This is a genomic window from Streptomyces sp. WAC 06738 (assembly GCF_003945505.1).
Classification (GTDB): Bacteria; Actinomycetota; Actinomycetes; order Streptomycetales; family Streptomycetaceae; genus Streptomyces.
This window is the reverse complement of record NZ_CP029618.1, coordinates 7939012-7959875: the sequence shown is the minus strand read 5'-3', so window position 1 is coordinate 7959875 and position 20864 is coordinate 7939012. Positions and strand designations below refer to the sequence as shown.

Below are 20864 nucleotides of genomic sequence, written 5' to 3'. Positions count from 1 at the left end.
TCGCTCACAGTAGGATTTCCACGCCAACACACCGTAGCCATACACGAGAATCCACAGGGACGGTCCGTCGAGTGACAGCGAACGACATAGTTTTGCGCGGCGAGCTGCTGCGCAAGGAATTCCTCAGCGGTGACACCACCGTGGCGGCACTCAAGGACTGCACCATAGAGGTCCTGGCGAGCGAGTTCGTTGCCATCGTCGGCAAGAGTGGTAGCGGTAAGTCCACGTTGGCGAACGTACTCTCCGGCCTCGACCGGCCCACCTCGGGCACGGTCACCCTGCTCGGCAGGGACATCTCCTCGCTGAGCGAGGCCGAGATGGCCTCGTTACGAGCACGCAAGATCGGGTTCGTGCTCCAGAAGGACAACCTCATCCCCTCACTCACCCTTGCGGAGAACGTGGCCGCCCCCCTCGTCATGAGCGGTGTGAAGCTCTCGCAGGCTCTCAGGAGCGCCCGCGACATGCTGGGCGAGGTCGGCCTCGACCACCGCGCCGCGCAGTGGCCGAGCCAGGTCTCCGGTGGCGAGGCGCAGCGCGCCGCGATCGCCCGTGCCTGCGTCGTGGAGCCCGCGGTCGTGTTCGCCGACGAGCCGACGGGCGCGCTCGACGAGGAGAACGGCAGTCGGGTCCAGGAGTTGCTGCACAAGCTCGTGAGCACGCTCGGCGCCGCCGGGTTGATCATCACTCACGACATGGACCTCGCGACCGGCGCCGATGTCGTCGTCACCATGGCCGACGGTGCGATCGTCAACACGAAGCGGAAGGCGTAATGGCCGGCCTCGACTCCGCGCGCCTCGTCGCGCGTGCCCTCGGGAGGAGTTGGCGGCAACGGCCGGCCCGGATGGCCTCGGCGATAGCCGCCGGCATCGGCGGCGTGCTGCTGACCACCGCGATGCTGCTGGTCTCCGTCTCCGTGCTCGATGCCATCAAGGGCGCGTCCATCAGCGGGATCCGGCCCGACGTCGTCGCCGTCGAGGCCCGTGCCCCCGGCGGCATGGACAGCAGCCTGATGGACCGCGTGGAGCAGCAGACGGGCGCGGAGGGCTCCCGCTCGGTGGTCCTCAGCACCACCGCGCAGACGTCCGCCGGCTCCGACAACGAGCCGGTCGTCCTCTTCGGTGTCGACGAGTCCCTCGCCGGCTTCGTCGACGACCAGCTCGCCGAGGAGGTCGGGGGCACCCCGCTCGGCGCCGACGAGGTCTTCCTCTCCGAGACGTGGGCCGGCGACCACGGCGTCCGCGAGGGCGACACGGTCCGCATCAGCTCGCCGCAGGGCGTCCAGACGTGGCGGGTGGCGGGCCTGCTCAGCGGGGACGTCGCCAACCGCGGCTCGGTCGTCATCGCCCCCCTGCCCACCGTCGCAGCCGCGTTCGACCGCGGTGACACGGCCGACGTGCTGCTCCTCGACCCCGGGAACGGCGACCGGGACGCGGTCGCCGCCGAGGCCGAGGCGGCGGTCGACGGCGCCGCTGACGTCAAGCACCCCGAGGACCTGCTTTCCGGCTACAGCAAGACCTTCCAGACATCGGTCACCATCCTTGCGCTGTTCGCGGTGATCGCCGTGCTGACCGCCGCCGTGGTGCTCTTCCTCACCTGGCGGCTCGCCCTCGACGACGCCCGCTCCACGCTCGCCCGGATGCGCCTGTTCGGCGTCCGCACCCGTGACCTCATGCTGGGCTCGGCCGCCGTCATGGTGCCGCTGCTGCTCGGCACGTACGTCGTCGGTGCGGCCCTCGGCGTCTGGGTGGGCACACTGCTCAGCTCGTTCACCGAGCAGATCACCAACCTGACGGGGCAGGCCGTGACCCCGGGCGTGCCCTGGCAGGTGCCGGTAGCGGGGGCGTTCGCCGCCGCCGTGGTGATGTTCGCCGTCGCCTGGCTGTCGGGTGTACGCCGTTTCACGGCGATCACCGCGATCGAGGCGGTCACCGGTCGCGACCGGATCGCGCTGATACCGGGCGGCACACGCCGGCCGCTCGTGGCCGGCCTGGTCACGATCGCCATCGGGGTGCTGCTGGTCGCGTTCGGCGGCGAGATGGTCAGGTCCGCCAGCCTGCTGTTCCTGCTCGGCGGTGCGGCCTTGCTCTGTGTCGTGCTGCCCGTGGTCGTGGGCGCGTTGCTGCGGCGGGGCGAGCCGGGGCCTATGCGTCTCGGTGCCGGCAGGCAGCTCCAACTGAGCTGGCGGCGGAACGCGGTGCTCAGCATCACGTTCACCATCGCCGTGGTGACCTCCATCGCCATGGCAGGGGCGTCCAGCAGCATCAAGGACGACGTGGGCGCGTCGGTGGACCGCTGGACCCAGAGCGAGCTGGTGGTCCAGGCCGCCGGGGTCGGGGAGAACCTCCAGAACGAGAAGTTCCCGCTGTCCCTCGGCCAAGAGCTGGGCGCCGTGGACGGCGTCGACGGCGTGACCCCGTTCACGTACGCCTACGTCACCCTGGACGGCAAGAAGACGCAGGTCTGGAACTGGCCCTCCGACCACGAGCTGTCCACGGACCTGGAGGTGGCCGAGGGCGAGGAGGACTTCCTCACCGCTCTCGGACCCGACGAGATCGCCATCTCCTCCAACTTCGCCCGCACCCAGGACATGGAGGTCGGCGACACCCTCGACATGCCGCTGCCCAGTGGCCAACGAGCCTTGCGGGTGAGGACGATCGTCGAGGACTCCGCCTCCGACGGCGGCATGCTGATCGCGAGCACCGCGCTCTACCGGGAACTCGCCGCCACGGACGGGGTGTACGAGTACTTCGTCGGCGTGCGCGAGGGCGCGGACGTCTCCGAGGTCGCGGCAACCCTGGAGAACACGGTCGCCGAGCGCTACCCGCGTGCCAAGGTGCGCACCCAGGAGGATGTGCGGGCCGCCTTCGGCGGCATCACCGCCCGCCTGGTGAGTGCCTTCGAGGCGTTCGCCTGGGTGATGTTCCTCCTCGCGGTCATGGTCGGCGGCGCCACGCTGGCGTCCGGGCTGGTCGAGCGGCAGCGTGGCCTTGCACTGACCCGGCTCGTGGGCGCGACGCGCAAGAGCGTCAGCCGCCAGCTCACCGCCGAGACGCTGCTGATCGCGGTGAGTTCATGGATCGTGGCGCTGCCGGTCGGCCTCCTCGCCATCCCGGCGATGCTCGACGCGCAGGCGGGGCAGAGCGGACTGTTGCCGCCGGTGACCGTGCCCCTGCTGCTCACCGTGGCCAGCCTGCCGCTGGTGGCGCTGTGCATGCTGCTGGCGCTGTGGGTCGCCGGTCCCCGCCGGGCGAACCCGCCGCTGCGGGAGCTACTCGCTCAGGAGTGACCTCCTCGCGCCTTGGTGACCCCGCCGGGGGGCCCGTTGTGGTGACGGCGCCGGGGCGATCGCAGGATCGCCCCGGCGGCCTCCGCCCACTTCGCGGGGCCGCTCCCGGCGCGGGGCGCCGCCGCGTTCGACGTCCTGCCGCCCCTTGGTGCGCGGCATCCTCTGCACGGGGTGGTGGGGACCCCGCCGGCAGTTCGGAAAGCCCCCGGTGTACCACCCCGTGGCCCACGCGTGGCCCCGGGACAAGCGCACGACCCTCGGGCTGACCACCGGCGTAGCGTGCTGGCCGGTGGGTGGTCAGGAGAAATCACTCGGGTGAAGATCGTCGCTTTCGTGCCCCGGTGCTTCCCTGGCAACTGTGTGCCTCGATCAGATGGGAGCCGTGTCCATCCCGCTGCCGGCTCATTCCCGCTTCCGAGACCTCCCTGGCGCGTGGTCGGCTCCGCGCTGGTACGTGCGCCTCTTCCCGGCCGTCCTCCTGTGCATCGCGGTCCTCCTCAACCTCGTGACCCCTGTCCACCTGACCTTCATCGGTCTGTTCGTTGCCGCGCCGCTGATCGCCGCGGCGATCGACACCCCGCGGATCACCCTCGCCACCGCGGTGGCCACCATCGCGATCACCACGCCCTTCCTCACCGTGGTCAACGAACCTCCCAACCTCTCGGTGACGGAACGATGGGTGCTGGTGAGCACCGTCGTGGTGGTCTCGGGGCTCGCGCTGGCCGTCAACGCCGTCGTGACCGCAGCGCAGAGGCGCATGGCGTCGGCGCTGGGTATCGCGGAGATCGTGCAGCGAGCCGTGGTACCGCCACCGCCGTCGCGCACCGGCCCGCTGCGAATCGCCGCACGCTACCGCTCGGCGCAGCGGGGCACACTGGTCGGCGGTGACCTGTACGCGACGCAGGAGACGTCCTTCGGCACCCGGTTGATCGTCGGTGACGTCTCCGGCAAGGGCTTGGGCGCCGCCGCGACGGTAGCCGTGGTGCTGGGCGCCTTCCGCGAGTGGTCCACCCACGAACCAGACCTGGCCCGCCTGGCCTGGCGACTGGAAGAGGCGCTGCTGCGCGAGAACCGCCGAATGCACCTCCTCGACCCCGAGGAGGGATTCGTCACCGCCGTCCTCGCCGAGATCCCTCACAGCGCACCGGACCGACTGCACGCCGTCTGCTGCGGCCACCCGCCACCGCTGCTGCTGCCGCCCGGCCGGCCACCGCGCTACCTGCCCGTGCCGGAAAGCGCCCCGCCGCTCGGACTGGGGAGGGAACCGGAAGTGCTGAAGGGCGACGTACAACGCACGGACTTCCTGCCCGGCACCTTCCTGCTGCTGTACACCGACGGCGTCACCGAGGCCCGCAACGCACTCGGAGAGTTCTACGACCCGGCCACCGCACTCGAAGGCCGTGCCTTCCACGACCCCGACGACCTGGCCGACGCACTGACAGCGGACATCATCGCCCACACCGGCGGCGCGCTGCGCGACGACGCCGCCATCCTCGCCGTCCACCACACCCCCAACCCGCCGTAACGCCTGCCCACCCCATTCCAACTCGTCGCCGGCGCCCGCCGCGCCCTCGCCGCCGTCCACACCCGCTGGCAGCACCCCGTCTCCCGCACGGCCGCCGCGCCGTCGTCCAGCAGCCGGGCCAGCGTGGCGGGCTGTTCGGTCATCTCGGCGGTCATCAGTCTCCCAGGGTGCCGGCCCTGGGGAACTCGCCGGTCGCGAAGATCGCCCGGTAGTTGTCCAGTGTCCAGTGGCGGGGGATCAGGTGGTCTGTCCCGCTCGTGGTCCCCATGGTGACTGCCAATACCGCCGACTTCTCTTGTAGAGGCTTTGTCGGTAGGCGACAACGCTGGTGCATCGCAGTCGGTAACGAGCTACTTGAACTCACGACGCAGATTCGCATCCGGCCCAGCTCGGCCTAAGGGCTGGGGACTGCTGCATGATCGGGTGACAGCAGGGTTTATGCAGCCAGAGCTGCGGGCGGGCTCATGATGCTCTCGTACTCGACCGAGAAGGCAACCCGAGAGGCAACCTCGATCAGCGCCACTGCCGAGCGACTGCGCGCCGCCACAAGAAATCCGGCCTCAACCGAGGTCCACGTCGATCCGGCCGATGTCGGTGACCGTGACCTCCAGCCCCGCCGCACGACGGCCGTGATCCTGGAAGTGGACGTGGCCAGCCCGGCGCCGGGGAGGGTGCGCAGCTCCGCCTCGGCTGCCCCGCGGTGGTCAAGTCCCGTCCACCTGCTCCAGGCGGGCTAGCCACGTGGTCAGGAGGGTCCGCAGCTGGGCTGCCTCCTCGGGGGAGAGTGCGTCGAGGAGGCCGCGCTCGTTGCGCATGTGGTCCGTGAAGGCCCGGTCGATCAGCTTGCGACCGGCCGATGTGAGGGCAACCACGCGGCCGCGGCCATCGCTCGCCGAGCGGCGCCGGGTCACCAGCCCGTTGCGTTCCAGACGGTCGATCCGCTTGGTCATCGCGCCCGTTGTCACCATGGTGTGCGCAGCCAGTTCGCCGGGCGCCCGCTCGTACGGGTCGCCCGCCCGCCGCAAGGCCGCCAGCACGTCGAACTCGCCCTCGCTCAGCCCGTACTGGTCGTAGACGAGGCACAGTCGCCGGGTCAGCAGGGCACCCAGCCGGTGCAGCCGGCCGATCACCGCCTGCGGGGTGACGTCCAGGTCCGGGCGCTCCCGAGCCCACTCGGCCTGGATCCGGGCGACATGGTCCAGGGGTGCCGCGCTGTTCTCCTCCACAAGGGCCATACTAGCGCACTAGCTTCCAGGGAAGGTATATTTACTTCCATGGAAGCTACCTTGCGCTGGTCGGTCATCACCGCGATCGCACCGGTGGCGTGGGGCACGACGTACTACGTCACCGGGGAGTTCTTGCCGCCCGAACGACCGCTGTACGGCGCGGCGATACGGGCCCTGCCGGCCGGGCTGCTGCTGCTCGCCGTGCGCCGGGCGCTGCCGCGCGGCTCCTGGTGGTGGCGGTCCCTGGTGCTCGGTGTGCTGAACATGGGCGGGTTCTTCGCCCTCGTCTACGTGGCGGCGCAGCGCCTGCCGACCAGCGTGGCCTCGACCGTCATGGCCACCGCCCCGCTGGTGATGACGGTGCTGGCCTGGCCCCTGGTCCGCGAGCCGCCGCGGGCACGCCATCTGGCAGCGGCGGTGGCGGGCGCGGCCGGCGTGTGCGTCATGCTGCTGACCGCGAGCGCGTCGATCGATCCCGTCGGCGTCCTCGCGTCGGCGAGCGCCATGGCCATGTCCTCGTGCGGCTACCTCCTCGCCAAACGCTGGAGCGACGGCACCGACACCCTGGCCACGACGGCATGGCAGCTCGTGGCCGGCGGCCTGATCCTGCTCCCGGCGGCCGCGGCCGTCGAGGGCCGGCCACCGGCGCTCGATGCTCCGGCACTGCTCGGTTTCGGCTACGTCGCCCTCGTCGCCACAGCGCTGGCCTTCGTCGCCTGGTTCGCCGGCCTGCGCCGGCTGCCGGCGGCGACCGTTGGCCTGGTCGGCCTCCTCAACCCGGTCACCGGCGTGCTGCTGGGCACCGCCGTCGCGGGCGAGACGCTGACCGGACGCCAACTAGCAGGACTGGCACTGACCTTGGCGAGTGTGGCCCTCGCCCGTCCCGCCACACGCCGGGCCGAGCGAGAGCGGACAGCCGACGCACCGCGGGCCACCTCTGCATGCCCTCCAGGATCAAGGACGGCAGGCGGTTGATGTGGTCGATGACCAGCCGCACCACCGGCCGGCACTTCGAGATCGCCTCATGGACAGGCCCGCGTGTCGGGACGGTCTGCTCCTCGAACACTCGAGGACCGCAGAGCACATCTGACCATGGACCTACCCCGGCAATCGGTGCGCTGACCGTCGGTACCGGTCCTCGCAGCCGCCGCTCCCCCGCGGGAGACGCACACCGGCGGCCCCAACGCCTCCGTTGAGTACGGCTCCCGGCTCCGCGTGGACCTCGGCCGGCAGGTCGGCGGCCTCGTAGGTGCGGGAGCACGACTTGGGGTTACCGGCGAACTGGATGCTTTTGTTCCGCATAGGTGAATTCCCATTCACCTGATACGGTGAATGGAAATTCACCACATCGTGTCGAGTCGCCGGAGCGCGTACATGACGGAACCCGCCCCGATACCCGGCCTGCGGGGTCGGTTCGCCATCCCGTCACTGGCCTTCGGCGGGATCCTGATGGCGGTCATGCAGACCGTCGTCGTACCGCTCCTGCCGGACCTGCCGAGGCTTACTGGCGCCTCGGCAGGAACGGTGTCCTGGACGGTGACCGCGACACTGCTCGCCGGCGCCGTACTCACTCCGGTGCTCGGCCGGGCCGGCGACATGTACGGCAAGAAGCGGGTGCTCATCTCGGCGCTGACGCTGATGACGGCCGGATCGGTGATGTGCGCGCTCTCCTCCGATATCACCGTGATCATCACGGCCCGTGCGCTACAGGGTGCGGCGGCCGCCGTGGTACCCCTGTCGATCAGCATCCTGCGCGACGAACTGCCGCCGGAGCGCCGCGGATCGGCCGTCGCGATGATGAGCTCCACCGTCGGGATCGGTGCCGCCCTCGGCCTGCCGCTGGCTGCCCTGGTGATCCAGTACGCCGACTGGCATGTGATGTTCTGGCTGACCAGCGCCCTGGGCGCGCTGGGGGTCGCGGCCGTCGCCTGGGCGGTACGTGAGTCGCCGGTCCGCGAGCCGGGCCGCTTCGACGTCGTCGGCACCCTGGGGCTCGCCGCCGGTCTGGTGTGCCTGCTGCTGGGCGTGTCCCAGGGCGGGCAGTGGGGCTGGACAAGCGGCCGCATCCTCGTCCTCTTCCCCGCCGCCGTGGTGGTCCTGGCGCTGTGGTCGTGGCATCAACTGCGCGCGAAGGCGCCACTGGTGGATCTGCGACTCGCAGCACGGCCGCGGGTCGGCCTGCCGCATGTGACCGCCCTGCTCACCGGCTTCGCGTTCTACGCCAACACCCTGGTGACGGCCCAGTTGGTGCAGGCGCCGGAGGCCACCGGCTACGGGCTCGAACTGTCCATCGTCGCCACCGGCCTGTGCCTGCTGCCCGGCGGTATCACCATGCTCCTGTTCTCGCCTGTCTCCGCCCGGATCTCCGAGGCCCGCGGGCCACGCGTCACCCTGGCGCTGGGCGCCGCCGTCATCGCCTGCGGCTATGCGGTGCGCATCGCCGACAGCCGCGATCTGTGGATGATCATCGCGGGTGCGACGGTGGTCTCGACCGGCACCACCCTGGCCTACTCGGCGCTTCCCACCCTGATCCTGCGCGCCGTCCCGGCGGAGCAGACGGCTTCCGCCAATGGCGTCAACGTTCTGATGCGCACGATCGGCCAGGCCACGTCCAGCGCCGCCGTCGCAGCCATCCTGGTACACCACACCAGTGAAGTCGGCGGTACCCAAGTCGCCACGCTGCACGGTTACCTGCTGACGTTCACCATGGCCGGCGTAATCGCCCTCGTGGCATGCGCCGCAGCCCTGGTCATCCCGCGCGACGCGGCGGCGGCCAAACCGCCGCGCCAGGCACGCCGCAGGGTCCCCGCCGTCGCCCCGGAGAGGACCGAGAAGGGAGCGTAAGAGCATGAGCACCCCCGCACCCGCCCCCCGGCGGGACGCCGAGACGAGCAAGCTCGCCATACTCCGCGCGGCCCGGTACCTGCTGGCCCGGCGCCCGCACGCCGACATCACCCTGAAGGACGTTGCCGAACGCGCCGGGGTGAGCCCACCGCTGATCGTGAAGTACTTCGGCAATAAGAACGCTCTGTTCGCCGGAGTCATGTCCTTCGAAACCGACGCCAGTGCTCTGCTGGATGCCCCCCTCGGCGAGCTGGGTGCCCACATGGTCCGGCACATCCTCGAAGGCCAGCGCGAACGGGGTGTCGACCCGCTCCTGCGGATCGCTTTCGCTCCGCTGCACGGCCAGGACGGCGATGTCCTGCGGGTGAACTTCCGTACCCAGGTGGTGGATCATCTCGCCCTCCGCCTGACCGGCCCCGACGCCGGGTTGCGTGCCGAGCTGGCCGTGGCCCAGCTGGTGGGCCTGGGCGTGATGTACGGGATCGCGCGCGGCCCCGAGCTGCGCGCGGGGGCGATCGAGGACGTGGTACGGCGCTTCGCCCCGACGGTGCAAATGCTGCTGACACCATGACGCCCTCAGGCGGGCAGCGTTCCAGCCGGACCCGCACAGCCTTGCCTCGCGCCCGTCGCCGGTCCTCCCCGGATCGCACGCGAGACCGGGTCTCTCCGCCAGCAGCGGGCGCGTCCGGTCCTCGTCGGCCGCGTTGTCGAGCATGGCGAGTACACGCCGATGAGCCGGCAGATCCCGGTACCTCGTGGCCGATCGCGTCTGGTCGAGTCCAGCGAGCCCGGGCGCCGGCCGACAAGACCGCCGGAGATCCCGCACCGAGCTCGTCGAGGACGACCCGGTGGAGCCCGGCCCGACGTCGCCACGAAGATGATCGCGGCCAGCGTCTCTCGGTCTCCGGACCGGCGCCGACCACCGCCTTGCGGACGGACGCTTGACCCTCCGTCGGCGGAACCACCCGCCGGAACAGCACCCACAACTCGTGCGGCACAAGCCGCTCAGCCAGATCCGCCATGTACCGCTCAACGATCAACAGCACCAAAGGGAAAGGGTGTCTTAGTTCGTCGCGACTGGTCAGCGTTGGCGCTCGACTGATGTCGGCTCGGTATCCGGCCGGAAGGTGGGGTGTGCAACCTGGAAGTGGTCGTACGCCACCTGTACCGCGGCCAGGACCTCGTCGTAGATCTGGTCCATGAACGGGCCGGCGCAGAGGGTCGTACGCCAGTGGTGGTGGTAGAAGAGGTTACTCCTGCTGGGGCGTTCACCGATCACCTTGGCGAAGAGCCAGCCGGCAAGACGCGCGGCGTTCTTCCAGGTGGCCTCGCCGACCGTCCAGTTGGGCGCGAGCGTTGCGTTCGCCATTTCGATGCTGATCGAGCTCTGGTTGCCGGCCGTGTTGCCGAGGGCCCAGGCGTACTCGGTCACCTTGACGTACTGAGCGACGGCGCCGACGGCGTCCACGTCGAAATGAGCCGAAGCCGGACGTACCTTCCAGACGTCGAGTACACCCTGGTGCGAAAGCCGGCCAGCGTTGTGGTGCAGCGTGACCGACGTCTTCCGGTACGACTTATGGGTGACGTGGCCCGTCGCGCTGAGTTCGTCGATGAAGTCTGCGACTGGACGGTCGTAGGGGATGGTGGCGGTCGCTTGAGAGCCGGCCTCCGCGTCGTCCGCGGCGAAGCCGATGAAGTCGCTCTCCGGAAGGTCGTCAAGGTTGTCGGTGCTGGGTCCATCGCAGGTGTCGCGCCTCTCGATGGCCGCCTTCACGTCCTCACCGTAGACGTTCTTCTGGGGCATGACGCCGTCCTTTCAGGTGCGCAACTTCGCGTGACCGATGGTCCGGGGCCGGACTGGGAAGAGATGCGGCACGATGGCCGAGCTTGTTCAGGCACAGCCCATCAGGAGTGCTCCGGGGATGGCCGCCTGGTGCTTGATCCGGGACAGCGTCGTGCCTCGGTGACCCGCGACGACTGCCGGCGCTCCGCGTTGTTGAGCGAGTAATGAGTGTCGATCCGGTCAGTGACAGTCTCACCGGCGGGCATATCGACGCTTGACGACCCGTCGTCGTTGGTGTGGGCGTGGTCGATGAACGTGAACGCAAGTCTGATTGCGAAACGACTTCTGAGAGGCCGTTCAGCGCGTCTGATTCCAGGTTCGCCCCGTATGCAAAACCTGTCAATTCGATCGGGACGTGAGTCCGCGCTGCGCAGCGCCTCGGCCGCACACCACCCACTTCAGCGGTTCCGATAGCGACCGCCCTGGCCATCCGGACGAGGCGCTGGCCCCCTGTGACTGGAGCCTGCCCCAATAGCGGGGCCGCTGCCTCGTGGTCGCCGTAGGAGATCTCGGGGCCGCGGCGCTGGCGCGTGCCGCTCGGTGTTGTGGGCACCGTGTGCTCCCAGTCACCGCTGGCGTTGCCCACGAGCAGCATCCGTCCCATCTGGGCCGGCACGCTCCGAAGCCGTTGCCTTCTGCTGGCCGTGCTGGAGGCCAGCAGCGGCGGCCAGGGGCTGCGGACGACGAAGCCACGGGTGTTGCCGCTGCGTTTGACCGATCTCCAGGGTGAGGCGGAGTCTGTTCCTGGCCCAGTCAACGAGGCGGCCTGCGTAGCCGCCATCGGCCCACACGAGCCGGACATTGTGGTGACGGGCCAGCAGGCGGGGCCGCTGCCGCTTGCGGCCGTTGATGTTCTTGGCCCCGTCGAAACCCCGTGACCGTGCCGGGACGGACGCGGCTGCCTTCACCGACTGCGAGTCGACGATCACGGCTGTCGGTTCCGGCTCCCGGCCCTCGCTTTCGCGAACCCGGCCGCGCAGCCGGTCGTGGAATTCGTGATCAGGCGATGGTCGCGCCAGCGGTGGAAGAACGCGTCAACGCGGTCACAGGCGGGAAAGTCCGCGGGCATTGCCCCCCACTTGATCCCGTTGTCCACGAGATACCGATGACGACTTCGTCGACCGACTCCATCCGGGCAGCAGGTGGGTGGCGTTGTAAATGACGGCGGGTCATGGACGGATCCTGTCGGAGCTTTCGTCGTCGGGGCTATAGCACTCTATGATGTGGTCAGAAAAATCTGACGCGGCAGTCGTGAGGTGTTCCCCATGCCAGAACCCGTAGCACAGGTCAAGGAGATACTGCGGCGCCTTGAAGCTGAAGGCGATCTGCGGCAGATGTCCATGCACGGTATGACTCCGGTGGCATGGGATCGCATCACACCTGGGTTACTCGCACTCATCGCCATTCATTTGGCCGTCGCGGATGAGCTAGGAAGTCTTCCCGAAGACGGCAGCGTGAGAAGACTGCTGAACGAGGTAGTCACCCACACGCAGGGATTGGAGAACCTTGAAGGCGCCGACCTCGAAGGGTTCCTGCTTGCTGATGTGGTGCGATCGAGCCGCCTGGAAGGCCCAGGAGGGATGACATGGGCTGAAGCCTTCCGCCTCCTTGGGGGAATAATCCGCGTCCGAAGAATATCTTCCACCGAACTTGATGTCCTGCTGGAGAGGGCAGAAGCCATGTGTCATGAAGTTCTGACAAGCGGGCTCCTGTTCGAGCCCCGAATCCGCAGCAGCGAATATGGACCATGGGATATCTCGGAATCTTGGAGACCGGATGTCGAACGTCTCGACCTCGGATCATTGCTGGTGCCCTGCATGTCCGGGACTGACTTCCTGCCGTACCGGGTCGATGGCAAGATTGTAGGCGCAATTGCAAAGATGGTCGGAATGAGATTCATTATGCAGGCGTTCCGGGTCGGCTCATCTGGCAGGACATGGACTTCTTCCCGGAAGGGCATCGCCGAGAGCGCCAAAGCCAAGGGCGGAGAAGCAGAAGAGGCGCGCCGCGCTCTAGGCCCTGAGGTTACGGCAACTCTTCCGCGCCTCGAAGGTCAAGAGCCACAGGTATTGAGGTTCGTCGGCTGCGATGGTCCTGGATGGATTCTTAGAGGAATTGAGTCAGGGGTCGGAGTTTCGTCGGATGTCATCGACGGGAGGATTCATTTCCTCTTCACCAATACCGTGGTCAACCTGAAGGATGCGGATTGCGTTACGGGTGGAGCACTCGTCCTGCGCTGGCCGACCGACGTGACTTGACCTTTCCCGAAGTGGATGGCCGACGCCGGAGTCCCCCGGCACGTGCTGCGGATCATCGCCGGGCACGGCTCACTGCTGACCACCCAGCGGTGTCTGCATCCCGATCTCCAGGCTCTGACGCGGGCGGGGCAGTCACTCAGTGTCCACCCGTCGGGTGCGCCGCGCGCCTCGAAGGCGCTCGCGGCCACACTCCGGGCCTTGCAGGAACCACACAAAACGCTCTGATCAGGGGTTTTTCCCGATCCGTGGTCCCCAAGCGGTCCCCCAAGGGCTGACGAAGCGTCAGACTGACGACGGGTCAGCGAATCGCGAAAGGCCCCCTGACCTGGGATTTCTCCCGCTCAAAGGGCCTCTTCAGCACCGTCGGGACGGCGGGATTTGAACCCACGACCCCTTGACCCCCAGTCAAGTGCGCTACCAAACTGCGCCACGTCCCGGTGCCCGGACGACCTGGGGTTTCGCCCCGGCCGATCGCGCACGAGAACCATACCCCATCCACCCCCGGGTCCCGCAAAGCCGATTGTCCCGGCGGCTTCCGGGGGTCAGAAGAGCCAGAGGGCCGTGATCGCGGTGTTGTGGACGGTGTGGGCGACGATGCAGGGGGCCAGCGAGCGGCGCCACAGGAGCAGGGCCGTGGTGACCGCCGCCAGGAAGGCGGCGAAGATCAGGTTGACCGGGCCGCCGAGTTCGTGGCCCGCGGTGAAGACGAGGGCGGAGAGGGCCGCGGCGGCGGTGAAGGTGGTGCGGCGGAGGCGGGGGTCGGGATCGCCTCACGGGCTCCCGGGGTGGCGAGGAAGGTGAGGAGGAGCAGGAGGGGAGCGCGGAAGAGGAGTTCTTCGTGGACGGGGGCCGAGAGGGCGCCGTCGAGCAGGTGGACGGTGGTGGAGGTGCCGGCCACGGCGGCGTTGCGGGGGTCCTCCGACGCGGGGGTGGCGGACAGCGCCGGGATGCGGACGAGGAGTTCGGCTGCCGCCAGGCACAGGGCGCCCGCCCCGAGGCCGGCGGCCAGGCTCACCGTCGCCGTGCGGCGGGTGCCGGGGAGCAGGCCCAGGGCCGTGACGAGGCGGGCGGCGGCTGCTTTCAGGGACGTACGGGAGCCGGCGAGGAGTGCCGCGGCGAGGGTGAAGCCGGCGGCGAGGCCGAGCGCCGGGGCGATGTCGCGGGTGGTGAACTTCCACGCCTCGTAGCCAGGCAGCAGCGTGAGGCTGATCGGGATCAGCAGTGCGGTGCACGTCAGCGCTACCCACAGGAACGTCACCGACAGCAGCCGCAGCACCCCGGGGTCGAGGTCGAGGCGGCGTATCAGGGCTGTGCGGGTGGTCACGCGGGCGGGCTCCAGCGGGTCTGCACCGTGCGGGGGACGGCTTCAACCGTAGGGACGGGGCCCGCTCGACGACCACGGTCTTAGGTCCCGAAGTGCCCCGCCGCTACTGCAGGCGCGCCACCCTGCCCTGCTCCCCCGCCGCCCAGCAGCCCAGGCCGGCGGAGCAGTCCACGGTGTCGTACGAACCGGAGTCGAAGCCGTGCCACGTGCGCCCGGCGTCGAAGGTGACGTCCGAGCCCGTCGGGCCCACGGCCAGGGCGGCGCCGCGGCTGTGCGGCAGCCAGGTCACGCCCGAGCGGTACTCCGGCGGCGGCTTGCGGGCGTCCGTCCAGCTCGCGCCGCCGTCGCCGCTACGGGCCGCCGCGTCGGGCGACGGGTTGCCGGGCTGGAAGTCGCCGCCGACCGCGAGGCCGTGGCGGGCGTCGCGGAAGGCGAGGGCGAAGACGCCGCGCGCCGGGTCGCCGGCCGGGATGCCGGACTCGGCCTCCGTCCACGTACGGCCGCGGTCGGCGGAGTGCAGGACGCGCGCGGTCGCGCCGCCGCCGGTGGCGAACCAGGCGTCCGAACGGCCCGCGCTCACCAGGCACTGCCCGCTGGCCGCGAACGCCGCGTCGCCCGGCTGCGCAGGCGGCATGCCGTCGTCGGGGAGCACCTTCCATGACCTGCCGCCGTCGGACGTCGACAGGATGCGGAACCGGCCGTCCACCGGGTCGCTGAGCGCGAGCCCTTCGCGGCCGCCGGCGAAGAACGTGACGCAGTCGTAGAAGGCGCCGGGGTGGTCGTTGCGGAACGTCTCGGTCCAGGTCGCGCCGGCATCGTCGGTGCGGTAGATGCGGGAGTCCTCGCCGGGCCCGATGGACAGGGCGACCGCGCTGCGCCGGCCCAGTGCCTCGATGTCGCGGAACTCCAGCGCCTCGGTGCCCGGCGGCGACACGTCCCGCCAACTCCGCCCGCCGTCCGTGGTGCGCAGCACCGTGCCGCCCGAGCCGGACGCCCACGCGGTGTCGCGGCTGACCGCCGACAACCCGCGCAGCCGCGCCTTGCTGCCGGTCTCCTTCAGCTCCCAGCCGGGCAGGTGCCGGGCGACCGGTTCGCGGTCCGTGCCGGTGTCCGCGCCGGCGGCGGTATCGGTGGCGTAGACCGGTCCGGCGGCGAGCACGGCCACGCCCAGGCAGGTGGCGGCCCTGTGCCTCAGAGTTCCCCGCAGCGTCATGGCGGAGGAACGTAGCAGCCGCCGCACCGCTTGACGAGGGTGCCGCCAGTGGCCCCGGGACGCGGCGGCCGGGCGCTCGCCCATCCCGTACGGCGCCCTTGCGGGGTCCGTACGGGCCCGGCTCACGCCTGCTCCGGCCACGCCTCCGGTGACGGGGACTGGCACGGGGCGGCGTCGAGGAGCTGGGTGACCGCCTCCGTCAGCGCGGCGCGCTCGCCCGCGGCCATCCCCGCGGCCATGGCCGCGATCCGGGCCGTCACCCCGGCGTGCGCGCGGCCCGCCAGTTCCTCCCCCGCCGCGGTCAGCGCGATCCGGCAGGCCCGGCCGTCGTCGGCGTCCGGGATACGGGCCACCAGGCCCCGCCGCTCGACGCGGTCCACCAGGCCGGTCAGCCCCGACTTGCCCAGGCGCAGCCAGCGGCTCAGCTCGCTCATCCCCACCGGGCCGCTGCTGAGCGCGCAGAGCAACTGGACCTGCTGCGGCGTGAGGCCGTGGCCGCGCCCGGCCTCGGCGAGGACGTGCTGCAGCGTGTGCGTCAGCCGTACCAGCGCGCTCGCCAGCGCGGCCGCGCCGGCGTCGACGGCCGGCGCCGCCGGCACCGCCGTCCGTCCCGTCCGTTCGCTCGTCATGGCACCTCCCGGGGACACGCCCAGTTTGACACTAGTTCGTGGTGCGAAATAATCTGGTTCGCAGCACGAACCAAATTCCCTCCGCTGAGGAAGCGCCATGCCCGACTACGGCCACGATCTCCGCTTCGGCATCAACCTCATCCCCTCCAGCCAGGCCCCGGAGGCGACCGTCGCGCTCGCGCAGCTCTCCGAGCGCGCGGGGGCCGACCTGATCACCTTCCAGGACCACCCGTACCAGCCGGCGTTCCTCGACACCTGGACGCTGCTCTCGTACGTCGCCGCCCGTACGGACTCGGTCACCCTGTCCGGCAACGTGCACCCGCTCCCCCTGCGTCCGCCGGCCCTGCTGGCGCGCAGCGCGGCGAGCCTGGACCTGCTCAGCGGCGGCCGGTTCGAGCTGGCGCTGGGCGCCGGCGGGTTCTGGGACGCCATCACGGCGCTCGGCGGGCCGCGGCGCTCGCCGGGCGAGGCCGTCGAGGCGCTGGACGAGGGGATCCGGATCATCCGCGACACCTGGGACACCGAGACCCGCGGCGGGATCCGCTTCGAGGGGCAGCACTACCAGGTACGGGGCGCCAAGCGCGGGCCGCGGCCCGCGCACGACATGCAGATCTGGCTCGGCGCGTACAAGGCACGGATGCTGCGCCTCGTGGGCCGCGCGGCGGACGGGTGGCTGCCGTCACTGCCGTACCTCGACTCGCCCGCCGTGCTCGCCGACGGCAACGCCGTGATCGACGAGGCGGCGGTGGCGGCGGGGCGGGCGCCGGGGGACGTGCGGCGGCTGCTCAACCTCGGGGAGGAGCACCCGGCCGACCAGCTCGCGGAGTTCGCGCTGACGTACGGCACGGGCACGTTCCTCATCATGACCAGTGAGCCGCGGGAGATCGAGCGCTTCCTCGGCGAGGTCGCCCCGGCGGTGCGCGAACTGGTGGCCGAGTCCCGTGGCAGCGGGGCCTGAGCCCGTGTCCGACGAGCGGGCGACGGCCCGCGTGCCGGCGCCGCGGGATGGCGGCGGCCCGTACCGTACGGGGGAACGAGAGCACCGGTCCGCTGCGAGAGCGGTGCTCTGGAACGAGAGCACCCGTCCCACCGTGCCCGAGGCGCGCACACACCGCCCCGGCGAGGACGTCTCCGCGGGACACCACCTCGTCGAGGTCCATGACCACCTGCGCGAGGAGCTGGCGCGGCTGCGCGAGCTGGTCGTCCAGGTGGCCGACGGCGCCCTCACCGCCTCCGCCGCCCGCTCGCACATCGCGACGATGACCCTGCGCCAAAACAACTGGTCCCTCGGCGCCCACTGCGCCGCCTACTGCCGGTTCGTCACCCTCCACCACACCACCGAGGACCGGCAGTTGTTCCCGGAGCTGCGCCGGTTCGACCCGCGGCTCGCGCCTGTGCTCGACCGGCTGTCGGAGGAGCACCTCGTCATCCACGACGTCCTGGAGCGCGTCGACCGCGCGCTCGTCGCCTTCGTCGCGGGCCCGGAGGGGACGGCGGAGCTGCGCGGCGCGGTCGACCTGCTCGCGGAGGCGCTGCTGTCGCACCTGTCGTACGAGGAGGACGAGCTGGTGGCGCCGCTGGGCCGGTTCATGGCCGGCGGCTGACCCGGGCCCGGCCCCCCTCACCGGCTCACGGCCCGCACCGCTGTCCGCCCCCCGGCGTCCGTCGCGGGGCGGATGTCAGCGGGGTGGGTGACGATGGGGACATGCTCTTCGCCGACCTCGCCCGTACCTCGCGGGAGATCGCCGCCACCCGGGCCCGCTCGGAGAAGACCGCGCTGCTCGCCGCGCTCTTCCGCGAGGCCGACCCCGCCGACGCGCCCCTCGTGGTCACCTATCTGGCGGGCCGGCTGCCGCAGCGCAGGACCGGTGTGGGCTGGAGGGCGCTGAAGGACGCGCCCGCCGCCGCCCGGCAGCCACGGCTGACCGTGCGCGAGGTGCACGACGCGTTCGACGCCATCGCCGCCGTCTCCGGCAAGGGCGCCCAGGCCGAGCGGCGCCGGCTGGTGCACGAGCTGCTGGGCGCCGCCACGACGGAGGAGCAGCGCTTCCTCGCCGGGCTGATCGGCGGCGAGCTGCGGCAGGGCGCGCTGGACGCGCTCGCGGTCGAGGGCCTGGCGGCAGCGGTGGACGCCGACCCGGCGCGGGTGCGGCGCGCGGTGATGCTCGCCGGTTCCGTGGGCACGGTCGCCGAGGCGCTGCTCGCCCGCGGCCCGGAGGCGCTGGCGGACTTCAAGCTGTCGGTCGGCAGTCCCGTGCAGCCGATGCTCGCGCAGTCCGCGAAGGACGTGGACGAGGCGATCGGCCGGCTCGGGCCGTGCGCCGTGGAGGAGAAGCTCGACGGCATCCGGGTGCAGGTGCACCGGGACGGCGACGACGTACGGATCTACACCCGCACGCTCGACGAGATCACCGCACGGCTCCCCGAGGTCGTCGCCGCCGCCCGCGAGCTGACCGCGGCGGACGCCGTGCTCGACGGCGAGGTGATCGCCCTCGGGGAGGGCGGGGACCCGCGGCCGTTCCAGGAGGTGGCCGGCCGGGTCGGCTCCCGGGTGGACGTGGCGGGGGCGCAGCAGACGCTGCCGGTGTATCCGGTCTTCTTCGACCTCCTCGCCGTCGACGGCCGCGACCTGCTGACCGCGCCGATGCGCGAGCGCCAGGCCGAGCTGGCCCGGATCACGCCGGAGCCGCGCCGGGTGCGCCGGGTCGAGGTGGCCGACCCCGAGGACGCGGCGCAGCGGGCGGCGGCGCGGGAGTTCGCCGCGGCGACGCTGGCGCGGGGTCACGAGGGCGTCGTCGTCAAGGCGCTGGACTCGGAGTACAGCGCGGGCCGCCGCGGCGCGGCCTGGCTGAAGGTGAAGCCGGTGCACACGCTGGACCTCGTGGTGCTGGGGGCGGAGTGGGGCCACGGGCGGCGTACGGGCACGCTGTCGAACCTGCACCTCGGTGCCCGCCGCGAGGACGGCTCGTTCGCGATGCTCGGCAAGACGTTCAAGGGGATGACGGACGCGCTGCTGGCGTGGCAGACGGAGCGGCTCCAGGAGCTGGCGGTGGCGCAGAAGGACTGGGGGGTGGTGGTGCTGCCGGAGCTGGTGGTGGAGGTCGCGTTCGACGGGGTGCAGCGCTCGCCGCGCTACCCGGAGGGGGTGACGCTGCGGTTCGCGCGGGTGGTGCGGTACCGGGACGACAAGACGGCGGCGGAGGCGGACACGGTCGCCTCGGTCCTGGCGATGCTGCGCTGAGAACGGCGCCCGCCCCGCGCCGGGCCGGGAGGTGGCGCGGGGCGGGTCCTTCCGGAACCGGCCGGCCGGCGGGGCCAGGGCCGGCGGTCCGCGCGACCGCCGGCCCCGCCCCCGTACCGGACCCGGGAGATCCCGGCTCCGGCGAGCCCCGGCCACACGCGCCGGCCCGCAGCAGCGCCGGCGCGCGTCCCCTGTCCGGGGCGGTTCGCGGTCAGTAGTGGATGCGTGCCCCTACTGCCCGGTGGTCGGAGTAGTCCATGTCCTGGTCGTCGCTGCCGGTCAGCTCCAGGTCGGCCGCGTCGCCCTCGTCGAAGGTCGGCACGACCGGGTGGCTCGTGCGCGGCGGGGCGCCGCTCGGGTTGCGGGCGAGGAGGAAGTCGATGCGGCGCGGCGTCGTCGTGTGCAGCGTCCACTTGTCGGCCAGGCAGTCGGGGATGGAGCCGCCCGCGTCGGCGCAGCCGGCGTAGACGGCGTCGCGGAAGCGGTGGGCGCCGCCGAGGTCGCCGTTGGTGGCCCGGTACCAGGTGGTCCAGTTGTCCTGGCCGTTGGTGGTGCTGGCGGAGTGGTTGGCGTCGCCGCCGGCGACGAAGAGGTCGGCGGCGCCGTAGCCGTCCTCGGTCAGCTCGTTGCTCAGCTCCGCGGCGTTGGAGACGTTGCAGTGGGTCCCGCCGTACGACTGCTGCGGCCAGTGGAACGAGGCGGCGGTGACGGTCTTGCCGGAGCGCTTGTCGAGGAGCAGGGCCTTGACGCCCTTGGTCCGCGGCTGGTCGTTGTTCTCGCAGTTCGTCGAGCCTAGAGGGGTCTCGCGCTGCGCCTGCCACCGGTTGCCCGGAGAGGCGGACGTCTTCAGCGAGAGCCGGTCGGTGCGCCAGATGACGCCGTTGGTCTGCTGCTTCTTCCCGGCGCAGCCGTTGTCGAGCGACTTGGGGGCGTTCTCCGCGAGGACGCCGGCGTAGCTCTCCCCGAAGTGCTCCTCCATCCGCGTCAGCAGCAGGTCGAGCTGCTCGCGGTTGCTGATCTGCTGGACGAGGTAGATGTCCGGCCGGTACTCCTGGAGCCGCATGTAGTACATGAGGTCGTGCCAGTCGCCGGGGCAGGACTCCGTCGTGGTCGGCAGGTTCTCCACGTTGGCGTCGTAGACCTGGAGGAACGACGGGTCGTCGTTCGGCACCGCCTCGGCGGCCGCCACCGTGCCCGGCTCCGCGGCGTCCGCGGGCCCCGAGGCGGGCGCCGGCGAGGCCAGGACGAAGGGCGCCGCCAGCGCTGCGGCGCCCAGAAGCGTGCGGTACTGCCACGAGTTCATCTGGTGTCCCCCTGTGTTCCGGTCGGTCACCGCAGGATCGCCCGGCCCGGCGGGCACGGGCCGGGGATTGCACCAGAACGCAAACAAGCGGGACGTCCCGGCACGCGCCGGGCTGCCGGCGGCCGCCCTCACGCCCCCGCCCCGTCGCCGCTGCCGACCGCTCCCCCGCTCC

At 71.1% G+C, this 20864-nt stretch carries 16 protein-coding genes, 1 tRNA gene and 3 pseudogenes; 10 read left to right on the top strand and 10 right to left on the bottom strand.

The genetic code is table 11. The features are described 5' to 3' along the window. The first annotated feature begins 71 nt into the window (after positions 1-71). From DMB38_RS34425 to DMB38_RS34415, 3 genes are all read left to right on the top strand, one after another. A complete protein-coding gene (locus tag DMB38_RS34425) occupies positions 72-770 on the top strand; it encodes an ABC transporter ATP-binding protein (protein WP_164716165.1) in 699 nt (232 codons plus the stop codon). Continuing rightward, on the top strand, positions 770-3286 hold the full coding sequence (locus DMB38_RS34420) for an FtsX-like permease family protein (protein WP_125938467.1): 2517 nt from the start codon (positions 770-772) through the stop codon (positions 3284-3286). The genes DMB38_RS34425 and DMB38_RS34420 overlap by 1 nt, the downstream gene beginning before the upstream one ends. Positions 3287-3740: 454 nt before the next feature. Then, the gene (locus DMB38_RS34415; RefSeq protein WP_164716164.1) at positions 3741-4811 is read left to right on the top strand and encodes a PP2C family protein-serine/threonine phosphatase; all 1071 of its coding nucleotides are present in this window, start codon (positions 3741-3743) and stop codon (positions 4809-4811) included. A 704-nt stretch (positions 4812-5515) separates the two neighbouring features. On the opposite strand, the gene DMB38_RS34405 is transcribed toward DMB38_RS34415, so the two are convergent. Next, positions 5516-6046 carry a MarR family transcriptional regulator gene (locus DMB38_RS34405; RefSeq protein ID WP_206337787.1) on the bottom strand — a complete coding sequence of 177 codons (531 nt, stop codon included), beginning with the start codon at positions 6044-6046 and terminating at the stop codon, positions 5516-5518. Between the two features lie 39 nt (positions 6047-6085). On the opposite strand from DMB38_RS34405, the gene DMB38_RS34400 reads away from it, so the two are divergent. The 3 genes from DMB38_RS34400 (at position 6086) to DMB38_RS34390 (ending at position 9452) form a co-directional block, all read left to right on the top strand. Beyond that, positions 6086-7012: an EamA family transporter gene (locus DMB38_RS34400; protein WP_240662630.1), complete on the top strand. Its 927-nt coding sequence runs from the start codon at positions 6086-6088 to the stop codon at positions 7010-7012. Between the two features lie 399 nt (positions 7013-7411). After that, complete coding sequence (locus DMB38_RS34395) at positions 7412-8881, top strand: MFS transporter (protein ID WP_125938464.1); 1470 nt, start codon at positions 7412-7414, stop codon at positions 8879-8881. Positions 8882-8885: 4 nt separating this feature from the next. Then, the gene (locus tag DMB38_RS34390; RefSeq protein ID WP_125938463.1) at positions 8886-9452 is read left to right on the top strand and encodes a TetR family transcriptional regulator; all 567 of its coding nucleotides are present in this window, start codon (positions 8886-8888) and stop codon (positions 9450-9452) included. A gap of 287 nt (positions 9453-9739) precedes the next feature. Here DMB38_RS34390 and DMB38_RS34385 read toward each other — a convergent pair. The 3 genes and pseudogenes from DMB38_RS34385 to DMB38_RS37380 form a co-directional block, all read right to left on the bottom strand. Continuing rightward, positions 9740-9903, bottom strand: a pseudogene (locus DMB38_RS34385) (IS5/IS1182 family transposase); the annotation flags it as partial. A gap of 59 nt (positions 9904-9962) precedes the next feature. Further along, entirely contained in the window at positions 9963-10685 is a 723-nt protein-coding gene (locus tag DMB38_RS34380; protein ID WP_125938462.1) for an N-acetylmuramoyl-L-alanine amidase, read from the bottom strand. An 872-nt stretch (positions 10686-11557) separates the two neighbouring features. Beyond that, positions 11558-11680: pseudogene (locus DMB38_RS37380) on the bottom strand (IS5/IS1182 family transposase); the annotation flags it as partial. A 309-nt stretch (positions 11681-11989) separates the two neighbouring features. Here DMB38_RS37380 and DMB38_RS34370 point away from each other — a divergent pair. Beyond that, entirely contained in the window at positions 11990-12982 is a 993-nt protein-coding gene (locus tag DMB38_RS34370) for a DUF3710 domain-containing protein (RefSeq protein WP_125938460.1), read from the top strand. 363 nt (positions 12983-13345) lie between these two features. Here DMB38_RS34370 and DMB38_RS34360 read toward each other — a convergent pair. The 5 genes and pseudogenes from DMB38_RS34360 to DMB38_RS34345 all read right to left on the bottom strand — a co-directional run bounded on the left by DMB38_RS34360 (position 13346) and on the right by DMB38_RS34345 (position 16148). Next, positions 13346-13419 (bottom strand) — tRNA-Pro (locus tag DMB38_RS34360). A 105-nt stretch (positions 13420-13524) separates the two neighbouring features. Further along, positions 13525-13674, bottom strand: a pseudogene (locus tag DMB38_RS37375) (CPBP family glutamic-type intramembrane protease); the annotation flags it as partial. Next, the gene (locus DMB38_RS34355; RefSeq protein ID WP_240662629.1) at positions 13647-14306 is read right to left on the bottom strand and encodes a CPBP family intramembrane metalloprotease; all 660 of its coding nucleotides are present in this window, start codon (positions 14304-14306) and stop codon (positions 13647-13649) included. The gene DMB38_RS34355 and the pseudogene DMB38_RS37375, both read right to left, overlap by 28 nt. Positions 14307-14409: 103 nt before the next feature. Beyond that, entirely contained in the window at positions 14410-15519 is a 1110-nt protein-coding gene (locus DMB38_RS34350) for an oxidoreductase (protein ID WP_125938459.1), read from the bottom strand. Between the two features lie 122 nt (positions 15520-15641). Further along, entirely contained in the window at positions 15642-16148 is a 507-nt protein-coding gene (locus DMB38_RS34345) for a MarR family winged helix-turn-helix transcriptional regulator (RefSeq protein ID WP_125938458.1), read from the bottom strand. A gap of 97 nt (positions 16149-16245) precedes the next feature. On the opposite strand from DMB38_RS34345, the gene DMB38_RS36330 reads away from it, so the two are divergent. From DMB38_RS36330 to DMB38_RS34335, 3 genes are all read left to right on the top strand, one after another. Continuing rightward, positions 16246-17106, top strand: a complete 861-nt coding sequence (locus tag DMB38_RS36330) for an LLM class flavin-dependent oxidoreductase (protein WP_164716163.1) — start codon at positions 16246-16248, stop codon at positions 17104-17106. Positions 17107-17209: 103 nt separating this feature from the next. Further along, positions 17210-17752: a hemerythrin domain-containing protein gene (locus tag DMB38_RS36325; protein ID WP_206337786.1), complete on the top strand. Its 543-nt coding sequence runs from the start codon at positions 17210-17212 to the stop codon at positions 17750-17752. A gap of 101 nt (positions 17753-17853) precedes the next feature. Beyond that, positions 17854-19389, top strand: a complete 1536-nt coding sequence (locus DMB38_RS34335; protein WP_125938457.1) for an ATP-dependent DNA ligase — start codon at positions 17854-17856, stop codon at positions 19387-19389. Between the two features lie 211 nt (positions 19390-19600). Here the strand turns inward: DMB38_RS34335 and DMB38_RS34330 are convergent, their stop codons facing one another. Beyond that, a complete protein-coding gene (locus tag DMB38_RS34330) occupies positions 19601-20692 on the bottom strand; it encodes a hypothetical protein (protein ID WP_125938456.1) in 1092 nt (363 codons plus the stop codon). Positions 20693-20864 lie beyond the last annotated feature (172 nt).